The sequence below is a fragment of the Massilia sp. 2TAF26 genome (genome assembly GCF_052115005.1).
GTDB lineage: Bacteria > Pseudomonadota > Gammaproteobacteria > Burkholderiales > Burkholderiaceae_D > Telluria.
Genome location: NZ_JBFRFV010000122.1, coordinates 1 through 432, shown reverse-complemented (window position 1 = coordinate 432; position 432 = coordinate 1). Strand labels below are relative to the sequence as shown.

Annotated in this window: 1 protein-coding gene; it reads right to left on the bottom strand. The window is 59.7% G+C overall.

Annotated elements, in window-relative coordinates; genetic code table 11:
* A partial coding sequence (locus tag AB4Z32_RS27750; protein WP_442125022.1) for a hypothetical protein occupies nt 1-432 on the bottom strand: 432 nt, incomplete at both ends.

The window sequence follows — 432 nt, the reverse complement described above, 5'->3', positions numbered from 1 at the left end:
GCGCATACCCCGCTGCCACCACTCAAACGCGGTCATCACCTGCGCCGCACGCCAATTCAGGCATTCACCTTCAGGCATGCGGGTAAGCTTGCGATAGAGTGCTTCGAAGGTGGGGCGGCCGTTGCAGCTTTCCTGCGCCGGTGCTGAAGCGAAAAGGCGATGCAGATCGACCAACACATCCTCTGCCTGTGGCGCAGATGGAGCGGCTGTGAGCATGGCATTCCATACGCTCGGCGGGCAATCGTCGTTGCCGGTGCTGCGGAGGATTGCCTTCACCGCTGCGATATGCATGGCCTCGGTGATCGTCACCGGCACCAGCTTCCAGCCTTCCTGTACTGCGCTTGCCTTCGGTGCCAAGAGTAGCATCAGGTGATTCATCTCGTTCAGCGTGAAGGTGTAGAACTTCTCGTCCTTGCCGGTGCGTTCCAATTC